Below are 15004 nucleotides of genomic sequence, written 5' to 3'. Positions count from 1 at the left end.
AGTTCTGCGAGAAGATCCGGTGATCGGCAGGAGCGAGACCGGTCGCCGTGGTGCCGTACATCACGAGCACCTTGCCGACGTTGGGAGTCCCGCCCTCGTCCGCCGACGGGATGCCGATCGCGAGATCGTCCCGGCCGTCGTTGTCGAAGTCGCCCGACGAAAGCGCAGCGCCCAGATTGTCGCCTGCGGCAGGCGTTCCCCCGATTCCGCCGGCCCCCAGGGTCCAGCGCCACGCTCCGGGGCTCGAAGTGGCGGCCAGGCCGGAGATCGGAAACCCGTAGAGGACGAGGACCCCGCCGGCGTCGGCGGCTCCGGCCACGTCCTCCCCCGGGATGCCGATCGCCAGGTCGTCGCAGCCGTGGCCGCCGAAGCTGTTGCCGTCGAAGTTCCCCGCCGCGAGCGCCCAGCCGAAGAGGTCGAGGAGCTCGCGGTCGTTGCTGCCGTCCGCAGCATTGAAGTCTTTCCAGACCTGATCGGTTCCCGGGAGTCCATCGGCGTTCGAGTAGAGGACGTGGACGGCCCCCTCCTGATCGTCGGTGATCGACTCGTTGTCGTGGATCGCCAGATCGTCCCGGCCGTCGCAGTTGAAGTCACCCACGGCGAAGGCCCGGCCCAGGGCATCGTTTTCGAAGGCGAAGCCCTCGATCGCACCCTCGAAGCCGTCCTGGAGCTCCTGAGAACGCAGGCCGTAGAGCTCGGCGGCGAGCGGGGCGCCGCTCGCCGCCGCCAGGAGAATCGTCAACAGTCCGCAAGCCGAGCCGCAGAGTCCGCCGTGCCGGGTGCCCATCGTCCCCACTCCTGTCCGAGCCCGGAAGTTGGAGGGCTCGTTTCATCCCACTGCGCGCAAAGCAGCGGAAAAGGGGCCATGGGCCAGCCCCCTCCGGGCACCCTAGCCGGCGAAGTAGCGCATCAAGGCGCCCTTCCTTCGCTCGACGTACCCTTTCTGCCACGGGTCGGTGGTGGCGAGGTAGCCCTCCCAGGTGGGCTTGCCCTTCTTCTTCTGTTCGGCGGTGATGGCGCGGAAGCGGTAGTGGTCGTAGACGTCGAGGATGTGGACGGCGTAGGCGGCCGCGAGCCCGGCATCGCCGGTGACGATCACCAGGTTCTCGTCATTCGAGTACGAGGCCTTGAAGCCCAGATTGTGGCTGCCGAGGATCACGGTGCAGTCGGGCGACCGCGGGTCGATGACCACGACCTTGTCGTGGATGATCGCGCCGATGCCCCCCTTGGCGGTGAGCTGCTCGACGCCCAGATCCCCGAGCAGCTCCTTCTCGTCGATCCGTGCCGCGCGCACGATCGCGACGTTGCCGTTGTCGAAGGTGGTCGGCGACTCGCCCTCCACCTCGATCACGCCGTCGTCGTCCTTCTTCGTCGCGACGTAGTTGGGCATCGCCTGCGGGGAGGAGACCGCTCCCGTGACGAGCAGCTCCGGGTCCTGCAGGCCGATGTCGATCGCCTCGCCGATGATGCAGTCTTTCCCCGACTGTCCCGGATAGAAGGCCAGGAAGAGGATCGCCTCCTTCGCCTGGCGCATCCGGCGGTAGACCTCGACGAGGTCCGGCGGAACCGGTGTCGGCTTGGTCTTGGAGGTTGGCTTGCGACGCTCGGGGCGGTTGGGCGAGAACCAGAGGCGCACGGTCGCTCCGTTCGCCAGGGCGACCTCCGTCGCCGCTTCGTTCGAGGTCCGGAAGGGCTTGCCCTGCTGGTTGTCCTTCATCGGCCGGCTGAACGGCTGCGGCAGCTTCTGCGGATCGGCGGCGAGACGATGCCAGTAGTCGAGAAAGGCTCCGGCGACGGCGTCGTCCTCGATCCACAGGGCGTTGTTGGTCTGGCCGGCGACGCCGGTCGAGGTCCAGTTGGTGCTGCCGGTGAAGACGGAACGGGGGGCCGCCGGAGCCCCCGCAGGATGACCTGGAGCCGCCGGCGGCACGTGGACGACGAACTTGTTGTGGCCGATATGGGTCGAGTTGTTGAACATCCGGTGCTGGAGGTCGACCCCGGCGTCGATGAGACGCTTGCGTGCCGCCTTGTTGCGCAGGTCCCACCTCGCCTTGTTGGCGCCCGTGCCGGGGCCGGTGTTGGCGAGGATGACGTGGAGGCGCGCCGCATTCGCGACCAGCAGCGCCTCGAGCTCCTCGTCCTCGAGCTCGTAGAGGGCGAGGTAGAACTCCCCCGGGCGCGCGAAGAGATCGTGCAGCATCGGCAGGACGTCCCCGGCGAGGTACTTGCGGTGCGGATCGTCCGGGTCGGCGATCTTCTCCATGAGCTCGTTCTTCTCGATCACCCCGTCCTCGTTGAGGACGTTCGACAGCCACTGCGCCGCGAGGATGCCGTTGGTAAAGGTCGAGCGGAAGGCCCCCCGCTGTGCGGAGACGACGACCTCGTTGGTGGCGAACGCCGGCGCCAGGTAGGCGAGCGGCCGCGCCGGCCCCACGTAGGCGCGCACCTTCTCCCAAGCGGGCCTCCCATCCGCCTTGAGGACGCGGTTCCCGTCCGCGTCGCGTTTCGCCACCCACTGCAGCTCCTTGCCGTTGGGCGGCACTGCCGGCAGGCCCGGTGCCAGGTCGCCGACCGGCCGGATCTCGTAGCGCACCCGCACCTCGTCCGGCCGCCGGGTCATGCCGTCGCGCTTCTTGCGCAGAGTGAGGTCGCGCCAGGCCATCTTCTGCACCGGCCATACGCCCGTGTCCTGCGGCAGCCAGAGGGGGTTTCTCTGCCCCTTGAAGGCGACCCACGAGGCGCAGGAGACGCGATACTCCGTGCCGTCCGGCCGCCTCGCCACCGTCCCGTCGGCATTCAGGTAGACCCGCGTGACCTCGAATCCCAGACACCCGACGATCATGTCGTCGATGTCCCAGGCCACATACGCCACCTCGTTGTTCGCCCACGCCCGCGCCGAAACGATCTTTCCCATGGCTTCTCCCCGGGCCCGGTGAGGAACGGGCCCCTCCCTCAGGTATACACGAACGAGAGCGGCGAACCGGTCACGCCAGCCCGAACCTTCTGCCAGCTTTCGTGACGAGGTGTCGCCATCCGCGCTAACCCCAGCCGAACGACCTCAGGATGAGGGTCCCCTTCATTCCGGGCCTGGTGTTCTGGGCGACCGGGATGCGGAACTCGTAGCCGACGAAGCCGCCGTTCTCCTCGATCTTCGCGACCGTGGCGCTGCGGCTGGTCTGGTTGGGTTGTTTGCTGTCGAAACCGTAGCGCAGCCTCGGCTCGTCGTTTTCCCAGAAGATCTCGAGGTTGATCTTTTCGCGATAGAGATAGCCGCCCTCGAAGTGCTGCTTCAGGAAGAGGGCGCCGTCGATCTCGTACTCCGGGACGACGACGCCCAGGTCGAGGCTGAAGCCGAGCCCCGCGGCGGATTTGTCGACCCGTTCGGAGCGCATCAAGAAGGCGCTCGCCAGGTGGACGGGGTCTTGCGCCTTCACCTTCTCGAACGGGATGAAGATCGCCGACTCCTCGTCGACCGTCCGCCGGTGGAGCGCCCAGCGCTTGCCGCGCACTCGCGCCACGACCTCGGCGTGATACGACGCCTTGACCTTCTTGCCCGCATCGACCTGCTTCTGGACATTCGGTGGCAGGGAGAGCTCCGTGATCTCGAGCAGCGCCTCGACGCGCACGTTGCCGAAGAGGAAGCGCTTCAGGTTCTGGTAGCCCTCCTCCGAGTTGACGATGCCGTAGTGCCCGGAATGGGCGCGGTGCACGAAGGCCCTGGGCGCGCCGTCGACCGCGGCGTTCTGGATCATCACCAGGCCGTCGCTCATCGGGCCGACCGCCCGCTGAGCGAGACCCTTGGCGGCGTCGTAGTCCTTGTAGTCGGTGCCCACGAGGCAGAAGAAGCGGCTCTCGTCGAAGGCGCCGTTCAGCGAGGTGACGGGCTTGCTCTTCGGAATCTTGAGATAGCCGCGCATGCGGCTCTCGCTGAAGGTATCGATCTCGTTGAACTTGACGAAGCTCGGGATGTTCCCCAGGCCGCGCAGGTCGATGCCCCCGTGCGGCGTGCCGTAGGTGAAGACCCGGTCGACCGGCGTCTCCTTGCCGGCGGCGATGTTCTGCAGGTAGCAGCGCGCGATCAACCCGCCCATCGAGTGGGCGACGAGGTGGATCTTGAAGGCCTTGCGCGCCTTGCGGATTGCGTCGGTCGATCCGGACGGCCCGGCCGCCCCCGCCAGCGTCCCACAAAGCTCATCGCGCATGCGCTCGACGAGCTCCCCCAGGCGCCGGGCGAAGAACTCGATGTCCTGGACCTTGCCGGTGCCGAGGTCGCCGGAGGACTCCTCGTAGTAGCGGAAGATCCAGATGCTCTTGCCGTCTTTGGCGCCGACGGCGCTCCTTTCGTCGCCGTCGTCGTAGATGTCGACGTAGCCGTGCTCCTTCATCAGGCGGATGAGCGGCGACTCGAAGAAGTACTTGACGATCTTCTTGTCCCAGCGCTGACGGATCTTCGTCGAGCCGAGGTTGAAACCCATGTACGGGTCGGCGACCGTGTCCTCGATCTCCGACATGCTCATGGCGTAACCGCGGATATAGACGATCGGATAGAACGGCGCTTCAATCGGCATGGTCGGTGACCTCCGTGGCTTCCCTGGTGGATTCCTTGCTGGCTTCCTTGATCTCCGTGAACCCAGGCGGCGGCTCCTTGCGCCGCCGCGCCTGGTACGTGCGATAGGCGAGCCCCCCGAGCGGCACGAGAATCGCCGCCCACAACCACTGAAAGTTCTTCCCCACCCAGGCGAGCAGCGCCGACCACTTCGACGCCGGCAGAACCGGCGGCAGCGGTGGCACCTCGACCGCAACGACCGCGTCCCAGCTCCGCCGCAGGTTCTTCCGCTGCTCCCCCTGCACCTCGATGACCGCGAAGAGCTCGAGATGCACGCTCTCGGCGCCGGGCTGGACCGCGGTGACCTCCCACACCCACTCCTCCGTCGCCGCCGAGTCGAGCGTCCGCTCCTCCTGCCCCCCGAGCAGCCGGATCTCGAGCCCCGAAGTCCCATCGAGCCGCGCCAACATCACCGTATGCACCCGCACCGGGTCCGACAGCACCGCCGCCGCATCCGGCGAAAGCCGCCCAATCTCCGCCGCCAGCGTCGCCGCACTCTCCTGCAAAGAAAGCCGCAACCGCGCCGTCGTCCGCTCCCCCACCTTCATCTGCGGCGGCACCCCAAACGCCGCGTTCCCCAGTGGCAGCCCCGCCAGAATCCGGTCCACCTCCGTAAGCAGCCCCGCCCGCTCGTCCGCCGAGCCGTCCACCGCAGCGGCAGGCGGTGGCCCCGCCGTCGCCCCAAGCTCTGGCGAGGCGGTGGTCTCCCGCCGCGCCCCCGTCACGACGATCTCCTCGACCCGCTCGTCCGGCGGACTGTCGACGCCACCCGCCTCGTCCGGGAACGCCATGGCGACCTCGTCCCGGGCCACCATCGGCGGCCGGGACTCGAGCTTTGGAATGGCAGTGTCGCGCGCAGCATGCGGCCGCGTGTGCCTGCCCCCCGCGCCGCTCGCGCAGCCCGAGAGGGCGACCAGCAGGGCCGTCAAGAGCCAGGTTCGCAGGCATTCCAAAGCGAACCGCAGGTCACACATGGCGTAGCGCCGGAATCCTGATGGCCGCTGGTCGATCGGGCTCTTCGCCCAGCCCCAGGACGATGAGCGCCTCCTGGAGGTTCGTCTTGGCCGCCGCCGAGGTGATCCAGGTCAAGGCCCCTCCCCGGGGCCACGAAGGAGTGGTCCCTTTCAGGTATACACGAATGAAGGGGGAAAACCGGTCGCGAATCGGCGACTTTTTCGCGCCCGCGGCGGCGGGAGAGAGCGCAGCGGCTATCTAGGGAAGGTAGGGACGCAACAGCCGTTCGATCGCGACGAGCTCCGGCCCGGCGACGCCCGCAGCGATGAAATCCTCGTTCCAGCCCTGCGCGATGGCAAGACACAGATTGCGGATGACCGCCTGCGCCTCGGCGCCGTCGAGCCCGAACTGCCCGGCGTGCGTGGTCGCGTTCTCGAGCGTCGCATCCCGCCCATGGTCGCCGACACCGATCGCTTGGCTGCGGCGGGTGCCCGTCGCGACCTGGGGCACCAGGTCGAACGCCGGCGAGAGGCGAAAGCCGTCGCCTGCGTCCACGACCGCGTGGTTGCGCAGGTGGTCATCGGTGTTCCCGACGACGATGTTGAAGACCATCCTCAGGAACAGCTCGCGTGCATCTTCCCGAGGCATCGCGCCGTGGCGGCGGATCCACGCCGCGAGGTCGGCATAGCTCCCGTCGCCGTAGTCGCGTTCGTGCAGCCCGAGCAGGGTCAATCCGCTCAAGAGGTGCGCACGGGCGAACCCCTCACGCTGTGTGCGGCGGTCGAAGCGCCGCGTCATCAATACCGCCCGCCCGCCGACCTCGACCAACTCGTGCTGAGGCACTCGAATCCCGCAGCGAGCCGCGAGGCTCAGGGTGGCGTGTTCCCAGCGTGTGATCGCGTGGCGATCGTCCTTGGCCGGGAACTTCGCCACCCAGAGATCGCCGTCGCGCTCGACGGTCGCCTTGGGCCGCATGCCGCCGAGGCTCCCGGACCCTTCGCCCAGCAGCGTGAGCAGATCAGGCGGGATGGGCTCGTCGCGCTCGAGGCGAAGGGCGGCGTCCATGAGCTCCGCAAGGCGGTGCGAGCTCGGAGCGCTCGAGCCGCCGACGAACGTGCGTTCGTTCGAGAAGGCGAGCGCTCCCGTGCGCTGATCGCCGGTCGCGAGCAGGAACTCGAGCTCGGTGAGGCCGATGCGCCCCAGCTGGCGCTCGAGGACCTTGCGCCCCCAGAAGTCGGGAGCGGCGTCACGCAACGCACTGAACACCTCCCACCCGGGTTGCGACTCGAACTCGCGCTCGTCGAGGGGCAGCAAGTCGGGGTCGACCGCAAAGGCCTTCGCTTGTGCCAGCCAGGACGGCGCGTACTTGAATCGGCAGAACCCCGAGTTGCCGGTCTCGAAGACGATGACCTGCCCGAGCAGCTCGGGCGCGGCCGCTCCCGGCAAGTAGCCGAAGACGAACGCCCGGTCAGACATCGAAAGTGTTCTCCCGGGCCCGACCGCGTAGCAGGAGTCGCCGCCGATCGAGGCTCAGGCCCACCGAGTCCTCCGCGGGATCGGCAAGCGTGCGCAGACGATCGAGCATCCCGTACAGCATGAGCGCGCTGGCCAGCACGCCGAGCCCCACCCCAGGCTTGCCCGCTTCGAGGCTCCGCAGCGTGTTGACGCTCACGAACAGCCGCGCGGCGGCATCCCGCAGGCTGAACGAGCGCCGAGCCCGCGCCAGCGCCAAGTCCGCCCCAAGCTGCGCGAGCGCACTGAGGGCCGGAGCCGTGAGGCTGGTGCGTCCAGTGGATCTCCCGGACATATCAACAGAATAATACAAATAGATTCTTTTGTATTGCCATACGAATACATCCGCTGGAACAGTCCAACGACGGCGCAGTGCGGCCGGAAGCTCTCCAGGAACGCTATGGGCTTCAGTGGTGAAAGCCCCAGCCGATGCCCGTCGTCCTCTGCGCAAGGCTCGCCAACCGGCCCAAAAACAGCGGATAGAGCCCCCGCGCATCGCCGTGCAACAGGTCCGCCAGCTCGTCCAGCGCCGACTCCATGCTGATGAACAACCGCTCTTCGATGTCGCCAAAGTCGCAGGTGAAACTGGCGCCGTTCTAGAGGTAGGTCATCAGCAGCTCCGCCGTGCCGAGGAGGTTGCTCGTGGCTTTGCGGGCGTCGCGGATGGCCTTGCGCGCCGCGGCGGGTGAGGCCACGAAGACGACTCCGCACAAGAAGAGAGCGAAGCGCTTCCTAGTTTCGAGCCCGCTCAGAACTTCGGGCAGACGGCAGCGCCTCGGACCGTTCTAGGCCGCCCACTCCCCGCTCAACACCTCCGCCTGCTCCAGCACGGTCTGCGTCGCCTTCTCCTGCTTGTCGGGCGGATAGCCGTACTCTCTTAGGATCCGCTTCACCAGCACCCTTAGCTGCGCCCGCACGTGGGCCGGCACTTTTCGCCTCGCTTCCGATTGAAGACGAGGGCCTAGGCGACTACTCCAAACAGGCGCTCGATGATCCACCGGCCATCGCGTAGACCCCAGATCACCACGACGGCGTCGAATGGTTGGTCCGGGAACTGGAGGGCCATCGCGTAGACCCGCGCCTGGGTGCCTTCGTCTCCCGCACTCGTCACTAGGTTAGCCTCGAGGGCTTCGTATCGCTGGATGCGCACGAAGCTGTTCGTACAGATCGTCGGCGCGCGCCAGCCAGGCTCTCGCGACGTGGCAAAGACCCCGCGCGCCGATTCGACGCTTTCTGGAAGGCTCTTGTAACCCGGAGCTGAGATGTCTAGATGCCCAGCGGCATCCACGGCGGCGTGGTCAGCAATCAGATAGGAGGTAAGAAACCTCTTGGTCCAGGAGAAGGCGTCCGCGCCAGTCAGCAAACCTCCGCTGTCGCGCTCTTCTAGCTTCTCGAGCTCGCTCGCGAGAAGCGCGTTGTCGACGAATTGGGCCGCGGCGGCGATATTCCTCTCTCCGATCCAGGCCCTTACGAACGCCTGCGCTTGCTCCACCAACTCGCGCGGGGGTTCATTCCCGTTTGGACGCCCGGGCGGATCTAGCACCCAAGGGTCGCCCCCTCCAGGTTCTGGACCGCTTGGCGCTGGCGAAAGGCCGGAGGGGCCGGACGACGCGGAAGGTGGATCGTACTTTGAGCTCCAAACGTCTCTGGAGCTCTTATCCTTCGCGTTCGCGAACTCCAAGACCGCCGCCTCTAGTTCCTTCCAACGCGCAGGTCTAGTGCCTTGGTAGGTAGGGTTGTTCCTGAGAAACTCCAACAGGTAGGCATAGGTTTCTTCCGCTACCTTCTGAACTTCGCAAGCGTGCTCGTGAGCTAGGTCTGCGAAGTGGTGCCGCCAGCCTCCTCGAGCCCTCGGATGCCCGAAGCCCATCGACCGTCTGATCTGAGGAAATGGCCTCAGTGGAATATCCGGCTCGCCGGCGTGGGACCAAGAGTCCTGAAGCGGATGCGCAGCTTGGCCCAGCAGGAACGCAGCGTCGCGAGCATCCCTTACCCTTACTGCGTTGTCGATTTCGTAGCGAGCAGCGGAGCTGTTCGCCACGACGACTCGGACCTCAGGCGGCGCAGGCAAGTGGCTATTGCTTGGGAAGTGCCTCTTCCTGATCTCCCCGGCCGCAACTTGGTCGCCCGTTAGCATCACCCAGACCATCGACGCCACGGCAGAGGTGTGCGCGCTGTCGTCATAGCTCTGCGCTCCGCTTGCAACTGCAGCCGCTTCGGCCTCCTTGAATCCCGCCTTCTTGGCGAGCCAAAGTGTCAGCTCGTAGTGAACACGCCGGTCCCAAGCATCTGCCTGGCCAGCGCCTGCGAGCAGACCTGCGCATGCAATCAGGACTGTTACTCTGTTGCGGAGGCGCTTGTTCACTTGGCTCTCCTATCAGTCGCAGTTGCGCTACTTCGAGATTGGATGGAACCCATCGGATCGCCAGCAGGCCCCCATTTCCTGGCGGGCTTCGCAAGGCTTCCTCCCACCAACCCCTCGCCAATGACTAGAAGGACTCTTGCCGGCCAGCCATCAGCTGGGAAGCGCCCGACCAGTTCCTCGCGTCGGCAAACCGGCCCGGACTATTCCCAAGCGATCTCACTAGGCTAGCGGCCCCCACAGCCCGTGCGGCACAGCGCATATGAACAGGAGCATCAGCACCAGCCCACAAGCTCCACGCCGTCCAGTCGAGCTCATGTCCTCTACTCCCTCTCTGCTCGTTCCTCGACTCGCGCGGCACTCCATAGCCCAAGAACTAGCCACAGTCGCGCAGCGCGACTCCCGTCTTCCTGGTGGCCTGAGGCCTCAAACAGCGAGCTTCTTCTCCTACTACCGGAGGCACCTAGCTCGCAACGTCGTGGCTGCAACCGCCTCGCTTCCAAGTGCCCTGCACGTCGAGCAGCTAGTCCTTCTTACCCAAGTCAAAGTTGGTGCCTAGGCCAACGAACCAATACCAGCGCTCGTTAGACTTCGGGATCATCAAGTTGTACCCGATGCCGCCAGCCAAGCTGAGCCCGGTATTGGTGTCCATGAAGCCATTGCTCTTGAAAAGGAAGCCCGCGCCTAGACCGACCTCCAGGTCCTTCTCATCCTTGAGCTGATCGAGCGCCGAAACGTGGACGATGCCGCGGAAACGTTGGGACTTCAATCGAGAGACGGCGTAATAGACGGAGATGCCGTTCGTCGCAGTGAATCCATCGTCAGAGTCGTCGCCCGCCTTCAATCTCTCGGTGAGGGTCAGGACGATGCCCGCGTCCGAGCCCGCCACAGGGAATCTCCGGTTGAAGATCCGCACGTAGGCGAACCTCGCACTTCCGCTCCCATCTTCGAATCGAAACTCGATAAGCGCCGACTTGTCGATGTAGTTGCCATTGCAAACCAGGTCATCAGGACCTAACGTCCATGAAGTCTCGGCAGCAGTGAGGCGCCCGCAGTTCTTCACTACGAATTCGGTTTTTCCGTTCACCTCCTCCTTCATTCGCCCGAAGAGCTGAATCGTCACAGTAGTCCCCTTCTCCCACTCGACGGAAAGCGCTCGATAGGCGCGCCCCTCAAACAGGCTCACGCCGGCGGCCAAACCCGTTGACGCTAGCGGCGCTTCGATGTATTTCTCGATATCGCGGGGCGCTATCTGGTCCGCCGGCCCCGACAGGACTTCTTCGCGATCTCCGATCTTCAGCTTCGCTTGGGCGAACGAGACAGCGGGGACAAGCAGGGCGCCCAGAAGGGCACCAAGAGGCCATGTCAGCGCTATTCGCTTAGGCGAGGAGCCAGTCCAGTACCGATTCGACGCCGCTTCCGGCTTTGCAGTTGTCTTTCCAAACATGAGTCGCCCCCTAGTAGCGAGATGATGCCCTTCAGGCGTTGTGTTGCCGTCTTTGCCCGGGAACGATGCGGGTCCCGTTTCACCGGCTTGCGGCGGCATCGTCGCTGAGAACCTACGTTGACGTGCCTCTATCGATCCGACCAGCTCGCAAGAGTCTCCCGTTGCATTGGCCCAGTTCAATCTAAGTCTTGACACTTGGCGGGGTACTTCGTTTCGAGAACCTGATCACGCACGAGGATCGGAGCGCTCGGGAGGGACTCTCGAGCTTGAACACTTTCGTGTCTTGCATGCTCGGCAGGCTCTGCTCGGTCTACGCACTTGGCTATCGCTTTGTAGAGGCGGCTCCCCACCGGCCAGTGCGCGAGCGCCTTCGGATCCTCTGGCAGGTGACTCGCAGTTATGCCGAGAAATTCGTGGGCGGCGAGAACCGATGTCATCCAGTTGAAGGGCGCGTTGGAAAGCGCAGGGCCGCCAACTCCTCGCTTGGAATCGTCGTAGCCGCCTCCGACGTCCGAGTGGGCTCCTGGGAACCAGGTTTCCTTGATTTCTGTGCGCGACGGGTCGATCGCGTCACAGACCCGCAGCAGCGCAAATCTGTTCCGCTTCTCGTCTCGCGAAACAGCGTGCGCAATCTGGCGGATCGGTGGATACGATCCCGACTTGTAGCGATCTCCAGCTTTCGAGTCTGGAAGCTCCGAACACTCGCCGAAGTTCTTGAGGAGGGAGCCGGGCACGGTGTCCCAAACGCCGAGCAGCTCGATTGTGGCAGGCTGTACCTTCAGCCCAGCCTCCGACTCGATTTCCGCGGCAAGGAACGGGACGCTCCCCTCCTTCCACGACGCCCACTTCGATACAAAATCGGCGTCCGAATGGCGTTTGGCGACTTCGACTACGGCGTTCATCTTGTGACGAACTCGAGCGGTCCGCGCGTCGATGCCCACTGGAAGGCCGGCGTAGGAGATGAGCCCCGCCAAAGCTCGCGCTTGATGCGAACCCCGGCTGAATCCAAAGATGTAGATACTGTCCCCTGGACGGTAGTTCCGCGCCAGGAACTCGTACCCAAGCTTGATTCGCTTCTCCATTCCCTTGCCGAGGATCATCCCGGTCAACGGATTGCGGGCGTTTCCTACGCCCTCCACATAGAACGCTCTCGAACCCTCGGGCGCTTCCTCTTTGACCTTCTTGTACAACCTCCAGACGTTGGTCGACGATCTCTCATCCTTGGCGAGTCCGCTGTTCGCGGTACCGTCTAAGAACACAAAGAGAGCCCTAGGGGGAGACGGCTCAGTTCCGGCTGACGCCTGTCGAACCGCTGCGAGCCTTGGCTCAGTGTGGAGCGAGCAGCCGAACAGACCGAAGCTCGCTGCGAGAACAGCGACTAACCAACTAGTTCCAGGCCGATGAGCGAAGTGCTTCGCAAGGCAACGAGTCATTGTCGAGCGTCCTCTGGTTGGAACTAGTCCTTGAGAGCCGCTATTGGCTCTCAGTAACTTCTTACTGGGATCGAGCGGCGCCACAACCCGAAGCGCATAGAGGTGGTGTCGCTCGATCTGAGTCTCCAAGCTCTTTTCACTCGCCACCTTCGACAACCTAAGGGGCCTCACTCCCCTACAAAACCCCTCACCACCTCCGCGTTGCTCGGAAACCCACTCACCTCCTCCTCGCTAGCCACATTCCAACTCGTCAGATGCGCCAGCAGGTTCACCTGCCGTGCATTGAGATGCAGCTGATCCACCGTGTAGTAATTCGGGAACATCCCGTAGTCGAGGGGTTCGAGGTCCATGGCGATCTTCACGGTGTCGTGGAGTTGTTGGCGCCAGGCGTTGACGGGGTGGAGGTAGATCCAGAGGAGGTCGGTGGTGCCGGCTTGGATGCCGAAGTGGGCGTTCGCTAGCACGGGGACGTTCTTCTGCACAGCCATTGCGGTGGCGCCGAGTTGGGCGCGGTTCCAGAGTTGGCGGCGGAGGTCGTCGAAGGTGGCGCGGTCGAAGACTTGGTTGTTGCGGAAGGGGGAGTCGGGAGAGATGGCGACGTAGGCGCCGGCGGCGCTGCTCCACTCGAGGCCGAAGAGGGGGGGGAGGTCGGAGTCGACGATGACTTCGTTGCCGCTCATCGAGAGTTGCGTCTCGGTGTTGACGAAGGCGAGGACCTTCTTCAGCCTCCGGCGCAGGAGCGCCATGATTCCCTGGTTCTCGAGGTTGCCGCCGTCGCCGAAGAGGTAGGGGCGGGCGGCGTTCCTGGGGAGTTGGGCAGCGCGGTAGACCGGCCAGCAGGTGGTCTCGGGCACCATGTCGTCGAGGAAGTGGATGCCGCGTTGGTGGGCGAGGTCGAGGAGGTCGTAGACGAAGGCGACGCTCGAGAGGCCTGCGGCGTCCGAGAAACGGAAGCGGTTGGGCGGTGTCGGCACGCGGAAGCGGCCTTCGGGCGAGACCGTCGAGGGGGCGATGCTGCCCATCGTGAACGGGTCGATCCAGCCGCCGCCGAGGTCCGAGCTCCCCGGCTGGCCGGGGTTGGGCGCGCCGGCGTTCGGGAAGGCGGGCGGGATGCCGGCCGAAATCGGCGTGGTCTCGAAGTCGTAGCCGACCTCCCAGGCGTTCCGCGGGCCACCGGCGCCGGCGGGGCGCACTGGCGGCTCGAGCGATGCCGGTGGGTTCGGCGGATAGAAGAGTGTCGAGTTGGTGATGAGGTAGGGGCGGTCCGGCCGGGTGAGCAGGAAGTCGCTGGCGCGGAGCGCCGGGTTGTCGGCGAGGATGCGGCGCTCGAGCCAGCTTTTCGTCCAGGTGAAGTAGCGCTGCGGCGTGTCGCCGAGGTCGAACGGTTCGAGCACCAGCTCGCCGATCGCCCGCGGCCAGAGCTCCGACACCGGCACGCCCCGGTGGTAGAGCTCGATCGCCTTCGCCAACATCTCCTCGAGACCGAGGCGCGTCGCCGCTGAACCGATGGCGTGCGGATCGAGCACGCCGAGATCGTCGACGTCGCCGCCCGAATCCCAGCGCAGCGCGGCGGGGTCGAGCTCGAGCGGCCCGAGGAGCTCGGCGTCGGAGTAGATGCCCGGCGCCCAGTTGTAGAGCGTACCGGCCCAGGTGCCGCCCGAGACCGTCGACAGCCAGCCGATCTGCGGCAGGACGCCGAGCGCGGCCAAGCCGCGGAGCTCCCCCATCGCCGCCGAAAGCGAACGCGAGCCGCCGCCGGAAATACAGACCCCCGCCCACGGCGGGCCGAAGCGGCCGGTGTCGGCGGCATGGGCGACGCCGGAATCCGCCGCCGCGCACTCCGGAAGACTTGCCGGAAGACCGGGTGGTGCGCCGGCCGCCGGCATCGCGAAGAGCCGGCCTTGCAGCTGCGCAGGCGCGGCCGTTCCTGCGCCGTTCGTCGTCGGCTCTTCGGACATGCGGTCTCCCGATCGCTTCCTGCCCGTGTACAACGAACGGCGGGGGGAAACCGAACAGCTCGGGGAAGGAAATCGGAGGCGCGGCGCTGGCGTCACATCTGTGGCATACACTCCGCCCGATTTCCTGGAGGTCAGCCATGCGTGAGGGTGCAGGGATCGGCCCGGCCGCGGCCGGGCGCGAGGAGGCGCCCAGCCGTTTCGCCGCGGTCGAACGGGTCATCGCGACGCTCCTGCCGTTCTTCCAGCGCTGGACCCACGGTCGCCTGCCGAGCTACGCCCGGCGCCGGATGGACACCGGCGACGTCGTGCAGGAGGCGATCGTCGGAGTGTTGCGCAACCTCGGGCATATCGACACCGTCGATCCGCAGGCGCTCGCCAAGTACTTAGCCATCGCCATTCGCAATCGCATCGCCGACGAAGTCCGCCGCGCGAGCCACGGCGAGGTAGCGAACCGGCTCACCGATCCGGCCGACCCGCGCGCCTCGCCGCTCGAAGAGGCGATCGACTCCGAAAGCCACCGGCACTATCGCACGGCGCTTTTGAGCCTCGGCGACGACGACCAGACGCTGCTCGTCGGGCGGGTGGAGCTGGGTCTGTCATTCGAAGAGCTGGCGCTGGTGACGAAACGCGCCTCGGCCGATTCCGCCCGGGTCGCGACCCGCCGCGCCGCGCTTCGTCTGGCGCGCGCCATGGGTCGCAAGCCGGCCGGCGGCAGCGGGTAAGCGGGTGTTG

The 15004-nt window shown here is 65.8% G+C and carries 12 protein-coding genes and 1 pseudogene; 1 reads left to right on the top strand and 12 read right to left on the bottom strand.

Annotated features, from left to right (window positions below; translation table 11 throughout):
• From KBI44_13650 to KBI44_13595, 12 genes and pseudogenes are all read right to left on the bottom strand, one after another.
• Window positions 1-787 (bottom strand): FG-GAP repeat protein (locus tag KBI44_13650; GenBank protein ID MBP9145525.1); only part of this gene is annotated, 787 nt, incomplete at its 3' end.
• 102 nt (window positions 788-889) lie between these two features.
• On the bottom strand, window positions 890-2914 hold the full coding sequence (locus tag KBI44_13645) for a hypothetical protein (GenBank protein MBP9145524.1): 2025 nt from the start codon (window positions 2912-2914) through the stop codon (window positions 890-892).
• Window positions 2915-3038: 124 nt separating this feature from the next.
• Window positions 3039-4568, bottom strand: a complete 1530-nt coding sequence (locus KBI44_13640) for a hypothetical protein (protein MBP9145523.1) — start codon at window positions 4566-4568, stop codon at window positions 3039-3041.
• Complete coding sequence (locus KBI44_13635) at window positions 4558-5580, bottom strand: hypothetical protein (GenBank protein MBP9145522.1); 1023 nt, start codon at window positions 5578-5580, stop codon at window positions 4558-4560. Before KBI44_13635 ends, KBI44_13640 begins: the two co-directional genes overlap by 11 nt.
• A gap of 238 nt (window positions 5581-5818) precedes the next feature.
• Entirely contained in the window at window positions 5819-7036 is a 1218-nt protein-coding gene (locus tag KBI44_13630; GenBank protein ID MBP9145521.1) for a type II toxin-antitoxin system HipA family toxin, read from the bottom strand.
• Entirely contained in the window at window positions 7029-7367 is a 339-nt protein-coding gene (locus KBI44_13625) for a helix-turn-helix domain-containing protein (protein MBP9145520.1), read from the bottom strand. Before KBI44_13625 ends, KBI44_13630 begins: the two co-directional genes overlap by 8 nt.
• Before the next feature lie 112 nt (window positions 7368-7479).
• Complete coding sequence (locus tag KBI44_13620) at window positions 7480-7623, bottom strand: hypothetical protein (protein MBP9145519.1); 144 nt, start codon at window positions 7621-7623, stop codon at window positions 7480-7482.
• A gap of 234 nt (window positions 7624-7857) precedes the next feature.
• A pseudogene (locus tag KBI44_13615) lies at window positions 7858-7989 on the bottom strand (DUF3387 domain-containing protein).
• A gap of 44 nt (window positions 7990-8033) precedes the next feature.
• Entirely contained in the window at window positions 8034-9437 is a 1404-nt protein-coding gene (locus tag KBI44_13610; GenBank protein MBP9145518.1) for a hypothetical protein, read from the bottom strand.
• Between the two features lie 520 nt (window positions 9438-9957).
• Window positions 9958-10881 carry a hypothetical protein gene (locus tag KBI44_13605; protein MBP9145517.1) on the bottom strand — a complete coding sequence of 308 codons (924 nt, stop codon included), beginning with the start codon at window positions 10879-10881 and terminating at the stop codon, window positions 9958-9960.
• Window positions 10882-11057: 176 nt separating this feature from the next.
• A complete protein-coding gene (locus KBI44_13600; protein ID MBP9145516.1) occupies window positions 11058-12140 on the bottom strand; it encodes a DUF2235 domain-containing protein in 1083 nt (360 codons plus the stop codon).
• Window positions 12141-12481: 341 nt separating this feature from the next.
• Window positions 12482-14272 carry a hypothetical protein gene (locus tag KBI44_13595; protein MBP9145515.1) on the bottom strand — a complete coding sequence of 597 codons (1791 nt, stop codon included), beginning with the start codon at window positions 14270-14272 and terminating at the stop codon, window positions 12482-12484.
• Between the two features lie 137 nt (window positions 14273-14409).
• Here KBI44_13595 and KBI44_13590 point away from each other — a divergent pair, with 137 nt between their 5' ends.
• Window positions 14410-14994, top strand: a complete 585-nt coding sequence (locus KBI44_13590) for a sigma-70 family RNA polymerase sigma factor (GenBank protein ID MBP9145514.1) — start codon at window positions 14410-14412, stop codon at window positions 14992-14994.
• Window positions 14995-15004: the final 10 nt, after the last annotated feature.

It is taken from the genome of Thermoanaerobaculia bacterium, from assembly GCA_018057705.1.
Classification (GTDB): domain Bacteria; phylum Acidobacteriota; class Thermoanaerobaculia; order Multivoradales; family JAGPDF01; genus JAGPDF01.
This window is presented reverse-complemented; position numbering and strand designations above follow the sequence as displayed.